The organism is Escherichia sp. MR, assembly GCF_005280595.1.
GTDB lineage: Bacteria > Pseudomonadota > Gammaproteobacteria > Enterobacterales > Enterobacteriaceae > Escherichia > Escherichia ruysiae.
Window position 1 is genome coordinate 37,254 of sequence record NZ_SZVK01000020.1, and the last position, 21,648, is coordinate 58,901.

The 21,648-nt window shown below is 52.4% G+C and carries 18 protein-coding genes and 2 pseudogenes; 9 read left to right on the plus strand and 11 right to left on the minus strand.

Going from position 1 to position 21,648, the window contains the following annotated elements:
* Positions 1 to 25 precede the first annotated feature (25 nt).
* Positions 26 to 667 (minus strand): orotate phosphoribosyltransferase, encoded by a 642-nt coding sequence (gene pyrE / locus FC814_RS11155; protein ID WP_000806178.1) that lies wholly within the window; start codon positions 665 to 667, stop codon positions 26 to 28.
* 65 nt (positions 668 to 732) lie between these two features.
* Positions 733 to 1,449: a ribonuclease PH gene (rph, locus tag FC814_RS11160; protein ID WP_001247086.1), complete on the minus strand. Its 717-nt coding sequence runs from the start codon at positions 1,447 to 1,449 to the stop codon at positions 733 to 735.
* A gap of 126 nt (positions 1,450 to 1,575) precedes the next feature.
* Here rph and FC814_RS11165 point away from each other — a divergent pair, with 126 nt between their 5' ends.
* Together FC814_RS11165 and FC814_RS11170 are read left to right on the plus strand one after the other, a co-directional pair.
* Entirely contained in the window at positions 1,576 to 2,439 is an 864-nt protein-coding gene (locus FC814_RS11165) for a YicC/YloC family endoribonuclease (RefSeq protein ID WP_137325941.1), read from the plus strand.
* A gap of 249 nt (positions 2,440 to 2,688) precedes the next feature.
* Positions 2,689 to 3,306, plus strand: coding sequence for a trimeric intracellular cation channel family protein (locus tag FC814_RS11170; protein WP_000924289.1), 618 nt, complete (start codon positions 2,689 to 2,691; stop codon positions 3,304 to 3,306).
* Here the strand turns inward: FC814_RS11170 and ligB are convergent.
* Positions 3,303 to 4,988, minus strand: a pseudogene (gene ligB / locus FC814_RS11175) (NAD-dependent DNA ligase LigB). The gene FC814_RS11170 and the pseudogene ligB overlap by 4 nt on opposite strands.
* Positions 4,989 to 5,245: 257 nt before the next feature.
* On the opposite strand from ligB, the gene gmk reads away from it, so the two are divergent.
* From gmk to recG, 5 genes are read left to right on the plus strand one after another with little or no spacing between them, the layout of a single operon-like run.
* The gene (gmk, locus tag FC814_RS11180; protein WP_010344504.1) at positions 5,246 to 5,869 is read left to right on the plus strand and encodes a guanylate kinase; all 624 of its coding nucleotides are present in this window, start codon (positions 5,246 to 5,248) and stop codon (positions 5,867 to 5,869) included.
* A gap of 54 nt (positions 5,870 to 5,923) precedes the next feature.
* The gene (rpoZ, locus tag FC814_RS11185) at positions 5,924 to 6,199 is read left to right on the plus strand and encodes a DNA-directed RNA polymerase subunit omega (RefSeq protein WP_000135057.1); all 276 of its coding nucleotides are present in this window, start codon (positions 5,924 to 5,926) and stop codon (positions 6,197 to 6,199) included.
* An 18-nt stretch (positions 6,200 to 6,217) separates the two neighbouring features.
* Positions 6,218 to 8,326: a bifunctional GTP diphosphokinase/guanosine-3',5'-bis pyrophosphate 3'-pyrophosphohydrolase gene (spoT, locus tag FC814_RS11190; RefSeq protein WP_000280472.1), complete on the plus strand. Its 2,109-nt coding sequence runs from the start codon at positions 6,218 to 6,220 to the stop codon at positions 8,324 to 8,326.
* A gap of 6 nt (positions 8,327 to 8,332) precedes the next feature.
* Complete coding sequence (gene trmH, locus FC814_RS11195; protein WP_001070182.1) at positions 8,333 to 9,022, plus strand: tRNA (guanosine(18)-2'-O)-methyltransferase TrmH; 690 nt, start codon at positions 8,333 to 8,335, stop codon at positions 9,020 to 9,022.
* Positions 9,023 to 9,027: 5 nt separating this feature from the next.
* On the plus strand, positions 9,028 to 11,109 hold the full coding sequence (recG, locus tag FC814_RS11200; protein ID WP_032226836.1) for an ATP-dependent DNA helicase RecG: 2,082 nt from the start codon (positions 9,028 to 9,030) through the stop codon (positions 11,107 to 11,109).
* A gap of 189 nt (positions 11,110 to 11,298) precedes the next feature.
* Here recG and gltS read toward each other — a convergent pair whose 3' ends face one another.
* The gene (gene gltS / locus FC814_RS11205) at positions 11,299 to 12,504 is read right to left on the minus strand and encodes a sodium/glutamate symporter (protein ID WP_000468835.1); all 1,206 of its coding nucleotides are present in this window, start codon (positions 12,502 to 12,504) and stop codon (positions 11,299 to 11,301) included.
* Positions 12,505 to 12,783: 279 nt separating this feature from the next.
* On the opposite strand from gltS, the gene xanP reads away from it, so the two are divergent.
* Both xanP and FC814_RS11215 read left to right on the plus strand, forming a co-directional pair.
* Positions 12,784 to 14,175 carry a xanthine/proton symporter XanP gene (xanP, locus tag FC814_RS11210; RefSeq protein WP_010352595.1) on the plus strand — a complete coding sequence of 464 codons (1,392 nt, stop codon included), beginning with the start codon at positions 12,784 to 12,786 and terminating at the stop codon, positions 14,173 to 14,175.
* 120 nt (positions 14,176 to 14,295) lie between these two features.
* Positions 14,296 to 16,005, plus strand: a complete 1,710-nt coding sequence (locus tag FC814_RS11215) for an AsmA family protein (protein WP_105290424.1) — start codon at positions 14,296 to 14,298, stop codon at positions 16,003 to 16,005.
* 43 nt (positions 16,006 to 16,048) lie between these two features.
* Here FC814_RS11215 and FC814_RS11220 read toward each other — a convergent pair whose 3' ends face one another.
* The 7 genes and pseudogenes from FC814_RS11220 to FC814_RS11250 form a co-directional block, all read right to left on the minus strand.
* Positions 16,049 to 16,729, minus strand: coding sequence for a D-lyxose/D-mannose family sugar isomerase (locus FC814_RS11220; RefSeq protein WP_137325942.1), 681 nt, complete (start codon positions 16,727 to 16,729; stop codon positions 16,049 to 16,051).
* Positions 16,710 to 17,642: pseudogene (locus FC814_RS11225) on the minus strand (ROK family protein). The gene FC814_RS11220 and the pseudogene FC814_RS11225 overlap by 20 nt, the downstream one beginning before the upstream one ends.
* A 47-nt stretch (positions 17,643 to 17,689) precedes the next feature.
* Positions 17,690 to 18,550: a ketose-bisphosphate aldolase gene (locus tag FC814_RS11230; RefSeq protein WP_137325943.1), complete on the minus strand. Its 861-nt coding sequence runs from the start codon at positions 18,548 to 18,550 to the stop codon at positions 17,690 to 17,692.
* A gap of 79 nt (positions 18,551 to 18,629) precedes the next feature.
* On the minus strand, positions 18,630 to 19,481 hold the full coding sequence (locus FC814_RS11235) for a class II fructose-bisphosphate aldolase (RefSeq protein WP_137325944.1): 852 nt from the start codon (positions 19,479 to 19,481) through the stop codon (positions 18,630 to 18,632).
* 11 nt (positions 19,482 to 19,492) lie between these two features.
* The gene (locus tag FC814_RS11240; protein WP_137325945.1) at positions 19,493 to 20,584 is read right to left on the minus strand and encodes a PTS fructose transporter subunit IIC; all 1,092 of its coding nucleotides are present in this window, start codon (positions 20,582 to 20,584) and stop codon (positions 19,493 to 19,495) included.
* A gap of 24 nt (positions 20,585 to 20,608) precedes the next feature.
* Entirely contained in the window at positions 20,609 to 20,923 is a 315-nt protein-coding gene (locus FC814_RS11245; RefSeq protein WP_137325946.1) for a PTS fructose transporter subunit IIB, read from the minus strand.
* Positions 20,924 to 20,940: 17 nt separating this feature from the next.
* The gene (locus FC814_RS11250; RefSeq protein WP_137325947.1) at positions 20,941 to 21,411 is read right to left on the minus strand and encodes a PTS sugar transporter subunit IIA; all 471 of its coding nucleotides are present in this window, start codon (positions 21,409 to 21,411) and stop codon (positions 20,941 to 20,943) included.
* Positions 21,412 to 21,648 lie beyond the last annotated feature (237 nt).

Consider the following 21,648-nt stretch of genomic DNA (forward strand, 5'->3'; position numbering starts at 1 on the left):
ATGACTTACCATCCGGCGTTTCTTATCAAACCCCGTACTCTTCGCGATAAGCCTTAACCGCCGCCAGATGCTCCGCCATTTCCGGCTTCTCTTCGAGGTAAGCAATCAGGTCTTTCAGAGTGATGATAGAAATCACTTTGCAGTTGTAATCACGCTCAACTTCCTGAATCGCGGAAATTTCACCGCGACCACGTTCCTGACGATCGAGCGAAATCAACACGCCAGCAAGCGTAGCGCCATTGGCCTGAATAATTTCCATCGATTCGCGAATCGCCGTTCCGGCGGTGATCACATCATCCACCAGCATTACGCGTCCTTGTAACGCGCTACCAACCAGATTGCCGCCTTCACCGTGGTCTTTTGCTTCTTTGCGGTTAAAGCAGTACGGCAGGTCCAGGTCATGATGCTCCGCCAGTGCCACAGCGGTTGTGGTGGCAATCGGGATCCCTTTGTAAGCAGGGCCAAACAGCAGATCGAACTCAATGCCGGAATCCACCAATGCTTCAGCGTAAAAACGGCCTAACAGTGCCAGATCGCGCCCGGTATTAAACAGCCCGGCGTTGAAGAAATAGGGGCTTTTGCGCCCGGATTTCAGCGTAAACTCGCCAAACTTTAATACCTGTTTGCTAAGCGCAAATTCAATAAACTGGCGCTGATATGGTTTCATGCCTTCGCTCCTCATCTTACTTTTCTACAGACAAAAAAAAGGCGACTCATCAGTCGCCTTAAAAATCAGTTTGCCAGCGCCGCTTTCTGCGTCGCTACAATGGATTCGATTCCCCCTCGGGCCAACGCCAACAAGGTGAGGAGTTCTTCGTGAGTGAACGGCTCGCCTTCCGCCGTCCCCTGAACCTCAATGATGCGCCCATCTTCGGTCATCACTACGTTCATATCCGTTTCTGCGGCAGAGTCTTCGACGTATTCCAGATCGCAAATCGCTTCGCCGTTAACGATACCCACCGAAACCGCTGCCACCATGCCTTTCATCGGGTTGGTTTTCAGTTTGCCATTCTCAACCAGCTTATTCAGTGCATCTGCCAGCGCCACGCAGGCACCAGTGATTGAAGCAGTGCGCGTGCCGCCATCGGCCTGAAGTACGTCGCAATCCAGCGTAATGGTGAACTCACCCAACGCTTTCAAATCAACCGCCGCACGCAATGCACGGGCAATCAGACGCTGGATTTCCATCGTGCGTCCGCCCTGCTTACCTTTCGCCGCTTCACGAGCGTTACGAGTGTGGGTAGAGCGCGGCAGCATACCGTATTCTGCGGTGATCCAGCCTTGCCCCTGACCTTTCAGGAAACGAGGCACACCTTCTTCAATAGAGGCGGTACACAACACTTTGGTATCGCCAAATTCGACCAGCACCGAGCCTTCTGCATGTTTTGTATAGTTACGAGTCAGGGTAACGGGACGCACCTGATTATTGCTACGGCCTGCTGGACGCATATTGAAATCTCCGGCTTGAAACAAATGTGGCTGCGCATTATACGGACTTCCGGCGGTTATTCCTATCCTGACAAGGCATCGATGGCTATAATCCTTCCACCTCTCCTTTTATAAACAGGAACGTCTATGATCCGCAGTATGACCGCCTACGCCCGGCGTGAAATCAAGGGTGAATGGGGGAGCGCAACCTGGGAAATGCGCTCGGTAAACCAGCGTTATCTGGAAACTTACTTTCGTCTGCCGGAGCAGTTCCGTAGCCTGGAACCTGTCGTTCGTGAGCGTATTCGTTCTCGCCTGACGCGCGGTAAAGTGGAATGTACCCTGCGCTATGAGCCAGATGTCAGCGCACAAGGAGAACTGATTCTCAACGAAAAACTGGCTAAACAGCTGGTAACTGCTGCGAACTGGGTAAAAATGCAGAGCGACGAAGGGGAAATAAACCCGGTTGATATTCTGCGCTGGCCGGGCGTAATGGCAGCCCAGGAACAGGATCTCGACGCTATTGCCGCTGAAATTCTTGCTGCTCTTGATGGTACGCTGGACGACTTTATCGTCGCGCGCAAAACCGAAGGTCAGGCGCTGAAAGCGTTGATCGAGCAGCGTCTGGAAGGTGTCACCGCCGAAGTGGCTAAAGTGCGCGCCCATATGCCGGAAATCCTGCAATGGCAGCGTGAACGTCTGGTCGCGAAGCTGGAAGATGCTCAGGTTCAGCTGGAGAACAATCGTCTGGAGCAAGAGCTGGTGCTGCTGGCGCAACGAATTGATGTTGCCGAAGAACTGGATCGCCTCGAAGCGCATGTCAAAGAGACCTACAACATTCTCAAGAAAAAAGAAGCCGTTGGTCGTCGTCTGGACTTTATGATGCAAGAGTTCAACCGCGAGTCGAACACTCTTGCTTCGAAATCTATCAATGCCGAAGTGACAAACTCCGCGATTGAGTTGAAGGTGTTGATTGAGCAGATGCGCGAACAGATTCAGAATATCGAGTAAGCGACATCGCATTGTAGGCCGTTGTTAATTTCAGCGGCTCTACATACATCTACCTAAAAAACGTCAAAAATCCCATACTTTTTCTAATGCATTTTTCTTAACACAACATCAGAAAAATGCATTAGCTTTGCAGAAAGCACCAATTTCACATAACTATAAATTATCAATCCAAACTCACCTTAAAAAATCTCAATCGTGACGATGCACACAAATCGCTACCCTGCCAGACAGATTTTTAGGGAGAGAACCATGCTGTTACACATTTTGTATTTGGTTGGTATTACCGCCGAAGCCATGACGGGGGCGCTGGCGGCTGGGCGACGCCGAATGGATACATTTGGCGTAATTATCATTGCGACCGCCACCGCAATCGGTGGTGGCTCAGTGCGGGATATTCTTTTAGGCCACTATCCGCTCGGTTGGGTCAAGCATCCGGAATATGTGATTATTGTTGCCACAGCCGCCGTACTGACCACTATTGTTGCCCCGGTGATGCCTTATCTGCGCAAAGTCTTTCTGGTGCTTGATGCGCTCGGGCTGGTAGTTTTTTCTATTATTGGTGCACAAGTCGCGCTGGATATGGGGCACGGTCCGATCATTGCCGTTGTCGCAGCGGTGACGACCGGCGTGTTTGGCGGCGTTTTGCGAGACATGTTCTGTAAACGCATCCCGCTGGTCTTTCAGAAAGAGCTGTATGCTGGGGTTTCATTTGCCTCCGCCGTACTCTATATCGCGTTGCAACACTACGTCTCTAACCATGATGTGGTGATTATTTCCACTCTGGTGTTTGGCTTTTTCGCTCGCTTGCTGGCGCTGCGTCTTAAGCTGGGTTTACCCGTCTTTTACTACAGCCACGAAGGTCACTAAGGCACAAAACCTGTGACCTGCTGGGCAGCCAGCCAGTTGCCCAGCATCTTGATTTGCCCATTATCTTTCCATTCAATAACCTGGCTGGCACGACGAGGTCCTGTCTCTGGCAGTTGCCGCCAATGCTGTTCGCTTCTCTGCAAAACTTGCTCCCAGGTGCTGGAATCGCTGGCGTTAAGCGCCGCCTAGGTTAAGGGTATTCCCATTGCCATCACCCAGCGGGTAAAAGGCTGCTTACGTGCCAGATTAAACTGATGCCATAACTGCTCGCTTTTGCTTTTCGCTATCCCCGGCGTGTTCTGCAATTGCTCTGGCGTTAACTGAAGCCAGGAAAAGATATGCTCAAGGTGATGAGTCTGATGCAGCGCACGCCAGCCAGCTTCACCAATGCCGTCCAGCCCCAAAACCTGTTTTGACCCCAGCCAGACTAGCCGTGAAATGAATTGCTCCTGACAAACATCAGAAGCAAAGTAGCAGGTCAACGAATTAAAGCGGTTTTCTGGCGGCATTGGTTTAGTACGTTCCGTTCCGCGCCAGACCACATCGTCAATGCGTGGAATACCCTGACCGGCAAGACTAACGAGAATTTGATCGCCAGGCGCAATGTCCCACTCCTGCCAGCGCCTGACGGAACCAATATTCACCCGCTGAACTTTTTTATCATCCAGCATGACAGGCGCGAGTGACGCCACCACCGATATTTTGCCGCTCTTACCCACCGCAAACTGAATCGCATTCACTTCGGCAACCCGTGCTACGGGTTGATATTTCCACGCCACTAACCAGTTCGCCTGACCCGGTAGCCAATGGATGGATTCGGATTCTTTCGCCGCTCGCACAACGACACCATCGGTAACAAAGGGTAACGCTGTTTTCCACCACTCATTACGTATCCGCTCAACCTCATCAGCATTTTTGACTGCGCGAGTGTACATCTGCGTCAGACTAAACCCTGCGGTTGCAAGCTGTTGCAATCGCTCGGTCATTAACTGCGGTCCATCCGGCCACGCCCAGATAAACACGCCAAGTGAATTTAGCGCGTCAGTATTGTTCTGCCGCATCATCATGCCCGCGACTTTCGAGCGCGCATTCATTCTCCCCATTTGTTGTTGGATATGCCCCTCACGCTGGAGAAATATTTCGCCCTGCAGCGTACTGTTGGCTAAAGGTCCGCTGACGGATTGTGGTACAGAAGGAATCGAGCGAACTTTCTGCGTCCAGTCTTCGCCCTTCAGGCCATTACCACGACTGATCGCTTTAATCAGTTTTCCCTCACGGTAGACCAGAGTTACCGCAACGCCATCAACTTTTGGTTGCACCCAAAGATCGCTGCGTTCACGCATCCACAGGCTTAACGCATTTTTATCCGCCATTTTACGTACTCCCGTATGCGCAACCGGATGGATAACCGTGCCGTTTAAAAGCGGCATCATGGCGTCACGATGCGTCTCTTCACCAAAACAACGTTGCCACTGCGTAAGACGGGCACTTATCTGATCGTAAACACTGTCTTCCACATCACTTTTTCCTACTCTCCAGTAATCATCGTCCCACTGTTTTATTTGTTGTTGCAGGCGGGAAATTTCTTCATGCGCTCTGGCGGGCGACCAGGCTGGGCAGACCGCCTGCGCCGATGATTGCCAGCACAAAATCCCCATTAATACCGCTATCCATACTTTCATCATCACCTCCGCTGTAGTCAGGCGGGCAGGTATACAACGTGGTGAATGTAAATCCGAGTGGCAAAAACGAAGTGTGCGAGAACGCTTCCAGAGAATCGTTCTGATTGCAGTAAATGACAGGGAATTGCGGAAACAGCTACGCAAAACGCAACAACTTTGCGCAAAAAGTATGAGCGAGGGCTACGTCACGTGACCGCGCCGTGTATAATAAGCTCGTATGTAGGCTTTATTTCGCTAATCACATACGAAAGATACTCATGGCTCAAGGCACGCTTTATATTGTTTCTGCCCCCAGTGGCGCGGGTAAATCCAGCCTGATTCAGGCTTTATTAAAAACCCAACCGTTGTATGACACCCAGGTTTCTGTTTCACACACCACGCGCGCACCGCGTCCAGGTGAAGTACACGGTGAGCATTACTTCTTTGTTAATCATGATGAATTTAAAGAGATGATTAGCAGAGATGCATTCCTTGAGCACGCGGAAGTGTTCGGTAATTACTATGGCACTTCGCGCGAAGCCATTGAGCAAGTACTGGCAAGTGGCGTAGATGTTTTTCTGGATATCGACTGGCAGGGCGCGCAACAAATTCGCCAGAAGATGCCACATGCGCGTAGTATCTTTATTTTACCGCCGTCCAAAATCGAGCTGGATCGCCGTCTACGCGGTCGCGGTCAGGACAGCGAAGAGGTCATTGCAAAGCGTATGGCGCAAGCAGTTGCAGAAATGAGCCATTACGCCGAATATGATTATTTGATTGTGAATGATGATTTTGACACCGCACTGGGTGATCTGAAGACCATTATTCGCGCCGAACGCTTGCGCATGAGTCGCCAAAAGCAACGTCATGACGCTTTAATCAGCAAATTGTTGGCAGACTGAACCTTCTTTCAGTATCATGCCCAGTCATTTCTTCACCTGTGGAGCTTTTTAAGTATGGCACGCGTAACTGTTCAGGACGCTGTAGAGAAAATTGGTAACCGTTTTGACCTGGTACTGGTCGCCGCGCGTCGCGCTCGTCAGATGCAGGTAGGCGGAAAGGATCCGCTAGTACCGGAAGAAAACGATAAAACCACAGTAATCGCGCTGCGCGAAATCGAAGAAGGTCTGATCAACAACCAGATCCTCGACGTTCGCGAACGCCAGGAACAGCAAGAGCAGGAAGCCGCTGAAATTCAAGCCGTTACCGCTATTGCTGAAGGTCGTCGTTAATCACAAAGCGGGTCGCCCTTGTATCTGTTTGAAAGCCTGAATCAACTGATTCAAAACTACCTGCCAGAAGACCAAATTAAGCGTCTGCGGCAGGCGTATCTCGTTGCACGTGATGCTCACGAGGGGCAAACACGTTCAAGCGGTGAACCCTATATCACGCACCCGGTAGCGGTTGCCTGCATTCTGGCCGAGATGAAACTCGACTATGAAACGCTAATGGCGGCGCTACTTCATGACGTGATTGAAGATACTCCCGCCACCTACCAGGACATGGAACAGCTTTTTGGCAAAAGCGTCGCCGAGCTGGTAGAGGGGGTGTCGAAACTTGATAAACTCAAGTTCCGCGATAAGAAAGAGGCGCAAGCCGAAAACTTTCGCAAGATGATTATGGCGATGGTGCAGGATATCCGCGTCATCCTCATCAAACTCGCAGACCGTACCCACAACATGCGCACGCTGGGCTCACTTCGCCCGGACAAACGTCGCCGCATCGCCCGTGAAACTCTCGAAATATACAGCCCGCTGGCACACCGTTTAGGTATCCACCACATTAAAACCGAACTCGAAGAGTTGGGTTTTGAGGCGCTGTATCCCAACCGTTACCGCGTGATTAAAGAAGTGGTGAAAGCCGCGCGCGGTAACCGTAAAGAGATGATCCAAAAAATCCTCTCAGAAATCGAAGGGCGCTTGCAGGAAGCGGGAATACCGTGCCGCGTCAGTGGTCGCGAGAAACATCTTTATTCGATTTACTGCAAAATGGTGCTCAAAGAGCAGCGTTTTCACTCAATCATGGATATCTACGCCTTCCGCGTGATCGTCAATGATTCCGATACCTGTTATCGCGTGCTCGGCCAGATGCACAGCCTGTATAAGCCGCGTCCAGGTCGCGTGAAAGACTATATCGCCATTCCAAAAGCGAACGGCTATCAGTCTTTGCACACCTCGATGATTGGCCCCCACGGCGTGCCGGTTGAAGTCCAGATCCGTACCGAAGATATGGATCAAATGGCGGAGATGGGTGTTGCCGCACACTGGGCTTATAAAGAGCACGGCGAGACCAGCACCACTGCGCAAATCCGCGCCCAGCGTTGGATGCAGAGCCTGCTGGAGCTTCAACAGAGCGCCGGTAGCTCATTTGAATTTATCGAGAGCGTTAAATCCGATCTCTTCCCGGATGAGATTTACGTTTTCACACCGGAAGGGCGAATTGTCGAACTGCCTGCCGGTGCCACGCCTGTCGATTTCGCGTACGCGGTGCATACCGATATCGGTCATGCCTGCGTGGGTGCGCGAGTTGATCGCCAGCCTTACCCGCTGTCGCAGCCACTCTCCAGCGGACAAACCGTTGAAATCATTACCGCGCCGGGCGCTCGCCCGAATGCCGCCTGGCTGAACTTTGTCGTCAGCTCGAAAGCACGCGCCAAAATCCGCCAGTTGCTGAAAAACCTCAAGCGTGATGATTCCGTTAGCCTGGGGCGTCGCCTGCTCAACCACGCGTTGGGTGGCAGCCGTAAGCTGAATGAAATCCCGCAGGAAAATATTCAGCGCGAACTGGATCGCATGAAACTGGCGACACTTGACGATTTGCTGGCAGAAATCGGTCTTGGCAATGCAATGAGCGTAGTGGTAGCGAAGAATCTCCAGCAGGGAGACGGTTCCATTCCACCAGCAACCCAAAGCCACGGGCATCTGCCGATTAAAGGCGCTGATGGCGTGTTGATCACTTTTGCGAAATGCTGCCGCCCTATTCCCGGCGACCCGATCATCGCCCACGTTAGCCCCGGTAAAGGTCTGGTGATCCACCATGAGTCCTGCCGTAACATCCGTGGCTACCAGAAAGAGCCAGAGAAGTTTATGGCTGTAGAATGGGATAAAGAAACGGCGCAGGAGTTCATTACTGAAATCAAGGTGGAAATGTTCAACCATCAGGGTGCGCTGGCAAACCTGACTGCGGCGATCAACACAACCAATTCCAATATTCAAAGTTTGAATACGGAAGAGAAAGATGGTCGCGTCTATAGTGCCTTTATTCGCCTGACCGCCCGGGATCGCGTACATCTGGCAAATATCATGCGCAAAATCCGTGTGATGCCAGACGTGATTAAAGTCACCCGAAACAGAAATTAATGTTTTATGAACCCAACACGTTATGCACGCATCTGTGAAATGCTCGCCAGGCGGCAGCCTGACCTGACCGTCTGCATGGAACAGGTTCACAAACCCCATAACGTTTCTGCGATTATTCGTACCGCAGATGCCGTTGGCGTACATGAAGTTCATGCCGTCTGGCCTGGCAGCCGGATGCGCACTATGGCTTCGGCTGCGGCTGGCAGCAACAGTTGGGTACAGGTGAAAACGCACCGCACCATTGGCGATGCCGTCGCCCATCTGAAAGGCCAGGGAATGCAGATTCTGGCTACACATCTTTCTGATAACGCCGTCGATTTTCGCGAAATTGATTACACCCGCCCGACCTGTATTTTGATGGGTCAGGAGAAAACGGGCATCACGCAGGAAGCGTTAGCACTGGCGGATCAGGACATCATTATCCCGATGATCGGCATGGTACAGTCGCTGAACGTCTCCGTCGCATCGGCACTCATTCTTTACGAAGCCCAGCGTCAGCGGCAAAACGCAGGCATGTACCTTCGTGAAAACAGCATGTTACCGGAATCAGAACAACAACGCCTGCTGTTTGAAGGCGGCTATCCGGTGCTGGCGAAAGTCGCAAAACGCAAAGGCCTGCCTTACCCCCACGTCAATCAGCAAGGCGAGATCGAAGCTGATGCCGACTGGTGGGCCACCATGCAGGCTGCAGGGTAAGTGCGATGAAAGGTCGCCTGTTAGATGCTGTCCCGCTCAGTTCCCTAACGGGCGTTGGCGCGGCACAAAGTAACAAGCTGGCGAAAATCAACCTGCATACCGTGCAGGATTTACTCTTACACCTTCCCCTGCGCTACGAAGATCGCACCCATCTTTATCCCATTGGCGAGCTGTTACCCGGCGTTTATGCCACGGTTGAAGGCGAAGTGCTGAACTGTAATATCTCCTTCGGCGGTCGACGGATGATGACCTGCCAGATTAGCGACGGTTCCGGCATTCTCACCATGCGCTTTTTCAACTTCAGCGCGGCGATGAAAAATAGCCTGGCGACGGGACGACGTGTGCTGGCCTACGGCGAAGCAAAGCGCGGCAAATATGGCGCGGAGATGATCCATCCGGAATATCGCGTACAGGGTGATCTCAGTACTCCGGAGCTACAGGAAACGCTCACGCCGGTTTACCCAACGACTGAAGGCGTTAAACAGGCAACGCTACGTAAATTAACCGACCAGGCGCTGGATCTGCTGGATACCTGCGCTATTGAAGAACTGTTGCCGCCGGAACTGTCACAGGGGATGATGACGCTGCCGGAAGCCTTGAGAACTCTGCATCGCCCGCCACCGACGCTGCAACTTAGCGATCTGGAAAGCGGGCAGCATCCGGCACAACGTCGTCTGATTCTGGAAGAACTACTGGCGCACAACCTCAGTATGTTGGCGTTACGCGCTGGAGCACAACGTTTTCATGCCCAACCGCTTAGTGCCAATGACTCGCTGAAAAATAAACTCCTTGCCGCCTTACCGTTCAAACCAACGGGTGCTCAGGCACGTGTGGTGGCGGAAATCGAGCGCGATATGGCGCTCGATGTTCCGATGATGCGTCTGGTGCAAGGCGATGTAGGTTCCGGTAAAACGCTGGTTGCTGCCCTTGCCGCGCTGCGTGCAATTGCTCACGGGAAACAGGTGGCGCTGATGGCACCAACCGAGTTGCTCGCCGAACAGCACGCCAATAACTTTCGCAACTGGTTTGAGCCGCTCGGTATCGAAGTGGGCTGGCTCGCCGGTAAACAGAAAGGTAAAGCACGACTGGCTCAGCAAGAAGCCATCGCCAGCGGTCAGGTGCAGATGATTGTTGGTACGCACGCCATCTTCCAGGAACAGGTACAATTTAACGGTCTGGCGCTGGTGATTATCGACGAACAGCATCGTTTTGGTGTGCATCAACGCCTGGCGTTATGGGAGAAAGGCCAGCAGCAAGGGTTCCATCCGCATCAGTTAATCATGACCGCCACGCCGATCCCCCGCACGCTGGCAATGACCGCCTATGCCGATCTCGATACCTCGGTCATTGATGAACTGCCGCCAGGGCGTACCCCGGTGACGACAGTGGCAATCCCGGATACGCGTCGTAACGACATCATTGACCGCGTGCGTCACGCCTGCATGACTGAAGGTCGTCAGGCGTACTGGGTTTGTACGTTGATTGAAGAGTCGGAATTACTGGAAGCGCAGGCGGCGGAAGCTACCTGGGAAGAGTTGAAACTGGCGTTGCCGGAACTGAACGTTGGCCTGGTACACGGGCGGATGAAACCTGCCGAGAAACAGGCGGTGATGGCGTCGTTTAAACAAGGTGAGCTACACCTGCTGGTTGCCACTACCGTTATTGAAGTCGGTGTTGATGTGCCTAACGCCAGTCTGATGATTATCGAAAACCCGGAGCGTCTGGGTCTGGCGCAGTTACACCAGCTTCGCGGGCGCGTGGGACGTGGCGCGGTGGCTTCCCACTGCGTGCTGCTCTACAAAACGCCACTCTCCAAAACGGCGCAAATTCGCCTGCAAGTGCTGCGTGACAGCAGCGACGGATTTGTGATTGCACAGAAAGATTTAGAGATTCGCGGTCCTGGCGAACTGTTAGGTACGCGTCAGACGGGTAATGCCGAATTTAAAGTGGCAGATTTACTGCGTGATCAGGCCATGATCCCGGAAGTTCAGCGCCTGGCACGGCATATTCACGAACGTTACCCACAACAGGCAAAAGCCCTGATAGAACGCTGGATGCCAGAAACAGAACGTTACTCGAATGCGTAAAAGGCGGCGGTGAGAAGACCGCCGTTTCAGATTGATCTACCTTCCTGCCGGATGCGGCGTGAACGCCTTATCCGGCCTACAAAAAACTCACAAAATCAATAAATTGAGAATCATTACGCAGGCCAGATAAGCGAAACACATCAGGCATTTGTCTTTGTTGCGGCGGCACGCATACCGCCGCTTCATCGGTTACCCCGCAAAAATCGGCAACATCAAATACAGCTTAATCACCAGCGCGTTAACGATATCGATAAAGAACGCACCGACCATCGGCACCACCAGGAAGGCCATGTGCGACGGGCCAAAGCGTTCGGTAATCGCCTGCATGTTGGCAATTGCCGTGGGCGTTGCACCAAGGCCAAAACCACAGTGACCCGCAGCCAGCACCGCCGCATCGTAGTTTTTGCCCATCATGCGCCAGGTGACAAAGATGGCGTACAACGCCATGAAGATGGTCTGTGCGACCAGAATCGCCAGCATCGGCAGCGCCAGCGAAGCCAGCTCCCAAAGTTTCAGCCCCATCAACGCCATCGCCAGGAACAACGACAGACTTACGTTACCCAACACCGATACCGCACGCTCAAAGACGCGGTAAAAGCCCATCATTGACAGACCGTTACTCAGAATCACACCCACAAACAGCACGCAAACGAAGGTCGGCAATTCAAAAGCTGTGCCAGCCAAAAGTTGCGCAACAATTTTCCCCACCGTCAGACAAATCGCGATAAGAGCGATGGTTTCAATCAGCACCAGCGAGGTGATCATGCGCCCAACGTCCGGCTTTTCAAATGCGGTGGGGACTTCCTGGTCATCCGGAATACCGTTTGGCGTGGTGGAGTGCTTCACCAGATACCGCGCCACCGGCCCCCCAATCAAGCCGCCCAACACCAGACCAAACGTTGCACAAGCCATCGCCACTTCCGTCGCGTTGGTGAAGCCATAACGTTCAATGAACAATTTACTCCACGCAGCACCTGTACCGTGGCCGCCGGAAAGCGTAATAGAACCGGCCAGCAGCCCCATCAGCGGATCAAGCCCTAACAGGCTAGCCATCCCAATGCCGATGGCATTTTGCATCACCAGTAAGCCAACAACCACGATGAGGAAAATCCCCACCACACGCCCACCGGCACGCAGGCTGGCAATATTGGCATTCAGACCAATGGTTGCGAAGAATGCCAGCATCAACGGATCGCGCAGGGACATATCAAAATTGACTTCCCAGCCCATACTTTTTTTCAGCACCAGCAGCGCCAGTGCCACCAGCAACCCTCCGGCAACCGGTTCAGGTATGGTGTATTTCTTCAGAAAGGAGACGGAATGGACCAACTTGCGCCCGAGCAGCAACGTCAGGGTTGCTGCAACAAGCGTTGCTAAAGTATCGAGATGAAACATAGTTACTCCTTTGTGTCCGCACCACTCTTTCACACTCGTCATACTTCATCGCGCATGTGCATTAGGGCGAAATATGACGAGTATCGAGTCATGCTATCCCGGTTCGAATTCTCAGCTGAAAATAAAAAAATGGCATGGATTTTAAGCAGAAAACAACCAAAAGTTATATAAAAAAGTGCATTTATCGCATTTAAATATTTAGAAGAATGCATGGCAAACGTTTGCTTTTACCTTTCGGTCAGCTAAAATGCCCGCTTTGCCACCACGGGATTGTTTTCGATGTCTGTTTCCACCCTAGAGTCAGAAAATGCGCAACCGGTTGCGCAGACTCAAAACAGCGAACTGATTTATCGTCTTGAAGATCGTCCGCCGCTTGCTCAAACTCTGTTTGCCGCCTGTCAGCATCTGCTGGCGATGTTTGTCGCGGTAATCACGCCAGCACTGTTAATTTGCCAGGCGCTGGGTTTACCAGCACAGGACACGCAACACATTATTAGTATGTCGCTGTTTGCTTCCGGTGTGGCGTCGATTATTCAGATTAAAGCCTGGGGGCCGGTTGGTTCCGGGTTATTGTCTATTCAGGGCACCAGCTTTAACTTCGTTGCTCCGCTAATTATGGGCGGAACGGCACTGAAGACCGGTGGCGCCGATGTTCCTACCATGATGGCGGCGCTCTTCGGCACACTGATGCTGGCAAGTTGCACCGAAATGGTAATCTCCCGCGTTTTGCATCTGGCGCGCCGCATTATTACGCCTCTGGTTTCTGGCGTCGTTGTAATGATTATCGGCCTGTCGCTAATACAGGTTGGGTTAACGTCCATTGGCGGCGGTTATGCGGCCATGAACGATAACACCTTTGGCGCGCCGAAAAATTTGCTGCTGGCGGGCGTGGTCTTAGCTTTAATCATTCTGCTTAACCGTCAACGTAACCCTTACTTACGCGTGGCCTCGCTGGTGATTGCGATGGCAGCCGGATATGCGCTGGCGTGGTTTATGGGCATGTTGCCAGAAAGCAACGAGCCGATGACGCAAGAACTGATTATGGTGCCAACACCGCTCTATTACGGGCTTGGTATTGAATGGAGTTTGCTGTTGCCGCTGATGCTGGTCTTTATGATCACCTCGCTGGAAACTATTGGCGATATCACCGCCACCTCCGACGTTTCCGAACAACCGGTTTCCGGTCCGCTGTACATGAAACGCCTGAAAGGCGGCGTACTGGCAAACGGCCTGAACTCGTTTGTATCGGCGGTGTTTAACACCTTCCCGAACTCCTGCTTCGGGCAGAACAACGGTGTGATCCAGTTGACCGGTGTTGCCAGCCGTTATGTCGGTTTTGTCGTCGCACTGATGCTGATTGTGCTCGGCCTGTTCCCGGCTGTGAGCGGTTTTGTGCAGCATATTCCAGAACCGGTACTTGGCGGCGCTACGCTGGTGATGTTTGGTACTATCGCCGCATCAGGTGTGCGTATCGTTTCTCGTGAACCGCTGAATCGTCGGGCCATTCTGATTATCGCGCTGTCGCTGGCGGTCGGTCTGGGCGTTTCTCAGCAGCCGCTGATTTTGCAGTTTGCCCCTGACTGGCTGAAAAACCTGCTCTCCTCCGGGATCGCCGCTGGCGGTATCACTGCCATTGTGCTGAACCTGATTTTCCCGCCAGAAAAACAGTAATCCACTCACGGCGGTAAAATTCTTTACCGCCGTAGCCACTCGCTTTCTCCATTCCCGCCTTGAGGAATGCGCGTAAATCGTGCATAACTCCCTTATGTGCATTTCACGGGATGGAAGACCATGAAATTTATTGGGAAGCTGCTTCTCTACATTTTCATCGCGCTATTCGTGGCGATCGCTGGCCTCTATTTCCTGCTGCAAACCCGCTGGGGAGCAGAGCATATCAGCGCATGGATTTCCAGGAATAGCGACTATCATTTGACCTTCGGAGCGATGGATCACCGGTTTTCCGCACCATCTCATATCGTGCTGGAGAACGTCACATTCGGTCGCGATGGTCAACCCGCCACTCTGGTGGCGAAAAGTGTCGATATTGCGCTAAGTAGTCGGCAACTGAGCGAACCACGCCATGTCGATACTATCCTGCTGGAAAACGGGACGTTGAATCTCACCGACCAGACCGCGCCGTTACCGTTCAAAGCGGATCGGCTGCAACTGCGTGATATGGCGTTTAACAGTCCCAATAGCGAGTGGAATCTCAGCGCACAGCGAGTAAATGGCGGCGTCGTTCCGTGGTCGCCGGAAGCCGGTAAAGTCCTGGGCACGAAGGCTCAAATTCAGTTCAGTGCCGGCTCTCTGTCGCTCAACGATGTTGCTGCTACCAATGTACTGATTGAAGGCACTATTGATAACGATCGCGTCACGCTTACGAATCTGGGCGCCGATATCGCTCGTGGTTCATTAACTGGTAATGCGCAGCGTAATGCCGATGGTAGCTGGCAGGTAGAAAATCTGCGCATGGCCGATATCCGTCTGCAAAGCGAAAAATCTCTGACCGATTTCTTTGCACCTTTGCGCTCTGTCCCGTCGTTGCAGATTGGCCGCCTTGAAGTGATCGACGCTCGCCTGCAAGGTCCGGACTGGGCGGTGACCGACCTCGATCTCAGCTTGCGCAACATGACCTTCATTAAAGATGACTGGCAGACGCAGGAAGGCAAGCTGTCAATGAACGCCAGCGAGTTTATTTATGGTTCGCTGCATTTATTTGACCCGATTATGAACGCGGAGTTTTCCCCTCAGGGCGTCGCGCTGCGCCAGTTTACCAGCCGTTGGGAAGGCGGAATGGTACGAACGTCAGGGAACTGGCAACGCGATGGAAAAACGCTGCTCCTCGACGACGCAGCGATTGTCGGGCTGGAATTTACCTTGCCGAAAAACTGGCAACAGTTGTGGATGCAGCAAACTCCCGCCTGGTTAAACACTCTGCAACTGAAGAGATTTAGCGCCAGCCGCAACCTGATCATTGATATCGACCCTGACTTTCCGTGGCAGCTCACCGCGCTGGATGGTTATGGCGCGAATCTGACGCTGGTTGCCGAGCATAAGTGGGGGGTGTGGAGTGGCACGGCGAACCTGAATGCCGCCGCCGCAACGTTCAATCGTGTCGACGTTCGTCGTCCGTCGCTGGCGCTAACCGCCAATAGCAGCACGGTGAATATCAGCGAACTTAGCGCGTTTACCGAGAAAGGCATTCTTGAAGCCACTGCCAGTGTCTCACAAACGCCGCAGCGCCAGACCCATATCAGCCTGAACGGACGCGGTGTGCCGATGAACATTTTGCAACAGTGGGGATGGCCAGAGTTACCGATTACGGGCGATGGCAATATTCAGCTCACCGCCAGCGGCGATATCCAGACCGATGTACCGCTAAAACCCACGGTTAACGGACAACTCCATGCTGTGAACGCTGAAAAGCAACAGGTAACCCAAACCATGAATGCTGGCGTAGTTTCCAGTGGCGAAGTCACGTCAACGGAGCCAGTGCAGTAAAAATAAGGACGCTAACGTATATCAGCGTTAGCGTCCCCCGTTATTAGCGAAAAATTCCATACTCACTGCACAATAACCATTTCACCGGTTCATCTTCTTCTATCGCCGGAAAACGCCCTCCCGGCTCAAGGAAATGGTTATCATGCTGGTCGTCGTTAACCGTCGAAATTTCCCAGCCGAGCACGAACGCCTTTTCCGCCCAGAAGCGATGATACAGACGCGGCGGCAGGCAAATGCCCTGCCCCGGCTTCAGAACCAGAGTTTCACCTGGCTTCACGTTACGCCGCTGACCATCAATACTCACCGTCATTACCCGTTGCTCATCGCAGAGATCGGCCTCGTTAGCCCAGGCAAGCTGCATACATAAATCACCGCCGCCCCGATTGAGGATATCTTCCATTTTGTGGGTATGAAAATGCCAGGGTGTCTGCTGATCTTCTTGGATCTGCAACATTTTCTCGGCATACGGTTTGGGATATGCCGCCGACTTCAGAGCGCCATTGCGCATCGTCAGCAGGGTTAATCCCGTTTGGTTGAAATCACCGCGCCCAAAATCGGTGATATCCCACCCAAGCTGTAAGTCGACAACTTCTTGCCAGTTATCCCGCTCCCGCTGCCGCCAGTCATCTGCTGTAAAATAGGCAAATTCAGGCAAACAAACGCGGAAGGTCTGCGCGATGGCATGTGCTTTATCAATAATATAATTAATTTGTGAACGTTTCATTGGCTTCTCCGTTGCGCATAGCAAGCCAGGCGGCACCACGCATTCCGCTACTGTCGCCGTGCTGTGCTTTTACAATGGGGGTAGTGAATTGATCGGTGAATACCAGCGAGGCAACCTCTGCGCTAAGATCGGTGATGAGTGGCTCCGCATTCGACAGGCCGCCACCAATCACAATCACGCCAGGATCGAGCACGTTAACAATGGTCGCCAGTGTGCGAGCAAGCTGCTGGCGAAAACGCGCTACCTGTCGCATGGCACAGGCATCGCCACGTTGCGCCAGAGTGACAATCGCCGCAGGAGTGAGCGCGTTGCCGGTCATCTGTTGATAGCGTTCGCTGAATCCAGTGCCAGAAACAAACGACTCCACGCAGTTGTGTTTGCCACAATAGCAACTCACCGGCGGACCATCGCCCTGCTCCGTATAGCCTGGCAACGTTATATGCCCGCATTCGGCAGCATTTCCCCAGGCACCAATAAACGGTTGTTAGTTGATGGCAATGCCACCGCCGCAGCCCGTGCCGAGCGTAATGCCAAATACCACGTCATGCTCCTGCCCGGCACCGTCACAGGCTTCCGACAGCGCGAAACAGTTACCATCATTGGCCATCACCACCGGCTGACCAAGCAATTGCTGCAAATCAGCCTGTAACGCATGGCCGTTAATGACCTGAATATTTGCGTTTTTAATCAATCCGGTGAGCGGCGAGACGCTGCCGGGTAAAGCGATCCCTGTCAGCATCGGTCGTTGAACATCCCGCCGAATCTGCTCTATAAACGCCACCACGCATGAGACAAATTGTTGATATGTCGACTTTTGCGTCGGGCAACGGTAACGACGGATCTCCCAGCCATATGCATCCATAACGACGGCGGCGATTTTAGTTCCACCAATATCCAACCCCAGAAAATGCATATACCGTTCCTTGTTGCGTAAAAGGCGGGTCGCCCCGCCCTTCTGGCTTAGTACAGTGACGCTTTACCGATCGAACCGAACAATTTCATTTTATGGCGAATAACTTCCCGCGCCGCGTTCATCGCATCCGGATAGATGACGTTCGGATCCCACCAGCTCTCTTTAGCGAGAATTTCACGCACTTTCTGGAAGTAGGCATATTTCATATCGCTGGAGATATTGATTTTGCCAACGCCAAGCGTGACTGCTTCGGCAATCTCCGCATCCGGGTTTGCCGAACCACCGTGCAACACTAATGGAATATCAACGCGCCCGGCAATGTCGCGCAAAATGTCCATTTGCAGTTTCGGCTGCATCCCTTTTGGATAGATGCCATGCGCAGTACCAATCGCCACCGCCAATGTGTCAGCCCCCGTGCGAGCAATAAAATCGGCGGCCTGCGCCGGATCGGTGTAAGTGACTTGTGAGACACCTCCCTCCACCGACGTTCCTGTTTGCCCAATAGTGCCCAACTCACCCTCAACCGATACGCCAACCGCATGAGCGAGGCGAACCACTTCTGCGGTCAGCGCCACGTTTTCTTCATACGGCAACAGCGAACCGTCAATCATTACTGAGGTAAATCCGCAGCGAATCGCTCGCAAAACATGCTCCACAGAGGCGCCATGATCGAGGTGCAGCACAAACGGCACCGGACTACGCCGCGTGATTTCACGAACGTGAGCGAAAAAGGCATCGCCCACAAAATCATGTTCGCTGGGATGGATAGCAATAATCGCCGGGGTATTAGTGGCTTCTGCTTCATCGACAACTGCGCGAAGGAAACAGTTATCCGCCACATTAAATGCGCCAATGGCAAAGCCGTGCTGGCGGGTAGGTTGCAATAATTCTTTCATCGAAACTAACATGTTAAATCTCCAGTTTCAGCGTGTAGTTCGCCCTGCCGGTGCGTTATTGCACGGCATCAAAGGCATGACAGAAAATGAATCAGGCTTTGCCGATAGCGCCGCTCGCCTGTAAATACGGGGTAATCACCTCTTCGAAAGCCAGTTCCATGGCTTTCAGCGCATCCACCAGTTCAATGGAAATATCGTGACAGAGGGTATGCAGGAGCGCGGATTTTCCCCGTTCAAAAACGGCTGCCCCAACGTTGATTTTCGCGACGCCCAGCGTCGTGCAGTGCTGGAGCTGATCGAACGGCGTCCCGCTGCCGCCGTGTAATGCCAAAGGTACGCTTGAACAGCGGGAAATCTCCGCCAGGCGTTGAAAATCAATAGCGGGAATAACGCCAGGCGCGTACATGCCATGCGCCGTACCCACCGAGACAGCCAGCAGATCAATGCCGGTTTGTGCAATAAATGTTTCCACATCAGCAGGTTGTGTCATTAAGTCGGCGTTGGTTGTATGGTCGTAACGCGGTGCATCTGCCAGATGGCCCAGTTCGCCTTCCACGCAGAGCTGCGCGCTGGCGGCGAGTTCCACCACCGCCCGGGTCTGGCGCACGTTTTCCTCCAGGGGAAATGCGGAAGCATCAATCATTAACCCGCTGAAACCGGCGCGAAACGCCTGACGAATACAGTCCGGATCTTTGCCATGATCAAGCGCCAGTGCTACGGGCACCGAAGCCGTTTCCGCCAGCGTTTTAACCACTGCCGCCGCGACAGGAGCAGGAAAATGCGCCAGATGCCCCTGATAAAGATTGAGAATGATCGGAGCGCGATGCTTCTCCGCCACGCGGATTGCCGCACGGGCGCTTTCCAGATTCATACAGTTGATCGCCAGCAGTGCGTAGTGTTCATGCCAGGCTTTCATCACCATACTTTTCATATCGGCAAACATAGGGCCTCCGGTTATTCGAGGGTGAAAGTGATCTCTTCATCTTTCAGCTTTTGATCGCTCAGTTCGTCAAACTCTTCGTCGCGTTCCGTTACCGGTTTCTTCCAGAGCGAGAGCATCACGCCACAAATCACCGTGCCTATACCCAGCGCCAGGCAAAACAGCAGAGGATGGGTGAACAGAGGCACAACAAACATGCCGCCATGCGGAACTGGACTTTCCACACCCCATACCATGATCAGCCCTCCCACTACCGCCGATGCCACCACACAAGATCCCACTACCCGCAGCAGGTCACGCGCGGCAATCGGAATAACCCCTTCAGTGATCATGCAGATCCCCATCGGAAACGCGGCTTTCAGTGCCTCACGTTCCGCACGGGTATATTTATGGCGTGTCAGTAAGAACGAAAGCGTGATGCCAAACGGTGGGATGATAGAGCCGACAAATTTCACGGCTTCTGGCCCGTAGACGCCGCTCACCAGCAAACCGTCAGAAAACAGCGACATGGTTTTATTTACCGGGCCACCAAAATCGAAGGTAGCCATCGCGCCGAGTATGGCTCCCATCAGGAAACGAGAACCTCCTTGCATTGACTCAAGCAAATGAATCAGCGCATCTTGCAGCCAGGCAATGGGCTTGCCAATCAACGTCATCATCAGCAGCCCGCCAATAATGGTGCTCAACACTGGCAACACCATGATGGGCATGAGTCCCTGCATCGACTGCGGCAGGCGGATATAGCGTTTAAGCAGCAAAATAGTGTAACCCACCAGGAAACCACCCAACATGCCGCCAATAAATCCAGTATGAATTTGCCCACAGAGAAAACCAACAATCAGGCCAGGGGCAAAACCGGGACGATCGGCAATGGAATAGGCAATTGCCGCGCTTATCAGCGGCACAATCAGCCCCATTCCCCAACCACCAATCTGATTCAGCATCCACGGAATTGTTCCTGTTTTTTCACCGACATCTGTACCGCCAAGAACTTGCCCCAACGCAATACATATCCCGGCCGCCACAATAAGGGGTATCATCCACGAGATGCCGGTTAATAAATGTTTTTTAATTTCCTGTGAAACCGGAATTTTATTTTCGTTCATATTAAGATCCCTCCAGTATAAGGATCATTTATTTCCCAGTGATTTTTCGACCTTTTCAAGAAACTGAACGGGCGATTTAATTACAATTTCTGTCTTTACTCGAACAATGCGTTTATGAATAAAGCGTTCTTCTCCTTTTATTTTCACATCCACAGCAAGAATCACGACATCAGCAGCAGAGATATCTGCCGCCTGTAATTCATTTTCTGTACCAATGGTTCCCTGGGTTTCAACTTTAATGGTGTGACCAAGAGCTTTTGCCCCTTTAATTAACTTCTCACGAGCAATATAGGTATGAGCAATACCCGCCGTGCAGGCGGCAACACAGACAATATTCATGACATACTCCCTGTTATTTAGCAGACATCGGATTGTGCATACTGACTAAAGAGATCAATAATTTTTTGCGGACTCGTCTCAACTAATAATTGCGCTATGATATCATCATCTGCCAGCGCGCCCGCGACCTGGGAAAGTAAACGGATATGCGTGGTATTTTGATCTTCAAGACGCACCGCAAATAAAATAATACAGCGAACGCTACTGCCATCCAGCGTTTCCCAGGGAATATCCTGCCGGGTACGCCCGATTGCCAGCGTGGTATTAATTACAGCAGAAGATTTACCATGTGGAATCGCGATATGATTTTCAAAACCTGTCGAACCTTCCGCTTCGCGTTGCCATACATCCTTAATAAACGTTTCCCGACAATCGATCGCGCCATCTTTTTGCAAAAGATTGGTTAACTCTTCGATCGCTTCCGCTTTATTGGTTGCCTGCATATCTAAAATAACGCGATTCGTATTCAGGATTTTTGTTATGTCCATTCGTCATACCTCATAAAATTCTGACATTAATTTTCAACGACCCGAGACGTCGCATGATGTAATTTTTCCGTAATCACCATTTCAGTAACCCGCTTAATATCAGCATCATTAAAAAAAGCGGTAACATAAGCGACCGGCATGATGACTGCAGGCAGATTAATGGTGATGCTGCCAACTTACTGATTTAGTGTATGATGGTGTTTTTGAGGTGCTCCAGTGGCTTCTGTTTCTATCAGC